This window comes from Streptomyces dysideae (genome assembly GCF_001514305.1).
Taxonomy (GTDB): Bacteria; Actinomycetota; Actinomycetes; order Streptomycetales; family Streptomycetaceae; genus Streptomyces; species Streptomyces dysideae.
Genome location: NZ_KQ949183.1, coordinates 1 through 1,559 on the forward strand (window position 1 = coordinate 1; position 1,559 = coordinate 1,559).

At 67.6% G+C, this 1,559-nt stretch carries 2 protein-coding genes; both read left to right on the forward strand.

Annotated elements, in window-relative coordinates; all coding sequences use genetic code 11:
* A partial coding sequence (locus AQJ91_RS48265) for a hypothetical protein (protein WP_234383487.1) occupies positions 1 to 266 on the forward strand: 266 nt, incomplete at its 5' end.
* Between the two features lie 963 nt (positions 267 to 1,229).
* On the forward strand, positions 1,230 to 1,559 hold a 330-nt coding region (locus AQJ91_RS48270; RefSeq protein ID WP_159054850.1), incomplete at its 3' end, for a helix-turn-helix domain-containing protein.

Below are 1,559 nucleotides of genomic sequence, written 5' to 3' on the forward strand. Positions count from 1 at the left end.
TGGCCGGGCGAGCAGTCCTGCTCATCCCGCACCGCAGCGACGCGGCCGATGAGGGCGCGCTGCCCGGCGACTACCGCAAGATCCTGGCGATCGTGCGGGAGGCCGACGGCCCGGTGCAGGTCAGGGCGGTCGGCGAGCGGCTGGGCCTGGACGCCTCGGTGCGCGGCAAGCTGGAACCGCTGCGGGCGAAGATGACCAAGCTCGCCGACCGCGGCTGGCTGCACAAGCGTCCCGACGGCAGGTTCACCGCACGCGCGCAGGCGTAGGGAGGCGGGCGCCGACGGGGCGTAACTCACGGGCCCACGGCGGCAGTTGAGTTTGGTGTGAAGAAAAACAACAATCTGGTCGCTCCACCGTGAGCGCTGGCCTCGGGTTGCGGCGCCGCCGCGAAGTACGCGCATGCGATGTGCAGCGCGCTGTGTCAGACGGTGATGCAGCCCGAGGCCGGCGGTGCCTTCCGCGGCGAAGTATCAGCCAGGACAGCCGGCATCGAGATAGCCAGCCGTGGCCACCGGATGCCGAGGGACCAAGGGACCGGTTTGCGCGGGTCGGGGCCGGGGCGCCCCCCCAGAGGGGAGGCATCGGCTGATGCAGTCACCCAACAACTGCTCGACCAGAGCGCCGAGGAACTGATCCAAGGGGAAAGTTCGGCGCAGCCACCAGGGCTCATCAGCTGTGCGGAGATCGATATTCGCCCACAGCAGACGAGAAAGGGGCTCACAGGACTGGACGTTCCTGCACCCCATGTCAACGTACAACGTCCCGAAACACCAGGTCAGCGAAGGAGGGAAGACATGCGGGCCGTCGTCAAGACGATCACCAAGTCTGCCCCTGGCGCCTACCTGCGAGCCGACCCCCGCCACTCCCGAGGCTCGACCGAAGGAGCGCACCTGTTCCAATGGCACCTTTCGATCTCTGCGCGTCACTGCCCCGATCCCCTGCACCCTCGACTCCGTCAACGCCCGTGCCGTCCTCGCCGGTATCGCGGTCCAAGTCGGTGCCTCGACGCGGCACATCGCCCGCCTTATCGAAGGCCACGAGCGAGCGGTGGTCCACATCCTCAACCACCTTCCCGATGACTGCCTACTTGTTCTGGAGACGGCTAGTGTCTCGTGATCTGGTTCGTGTCACCTGAAGCTCTTTGACTCGTTGGGTAGTGCGTGAACCTCTCTTCGGAACAGGCCGCGGATTTACGGACGTTGGCGGCAGACCGGCATGTGACGGCAGACGTGGCCCTTCGGGCCCGCATCGTGTTGTGGGCCGGCGAGGGCCGCCGCCGTAAGGACATCGCCGAACTGGCCGGCGTGTCCGCGCGAACGGTGGACCGCACCAAGACCCGGTACGCCGAGCACGGCCTGGCGGGCCTGGTGGAAAAGAAGCGCGGCGGCGGGAAAGACCAGGTGCCGCCGCAGACCCGCGGCCGGGTGATCGCGCTGACCAGGATGAGCCCGCCGCCGGAATCGGGCCTGTCGCACTGGTCGACGCGAACGCTGGCCGCCTACCTGAAACGGACCGAGGGCATCAAGGTCTCCTTCCACTATGTCGCCCGCATCTGGCGC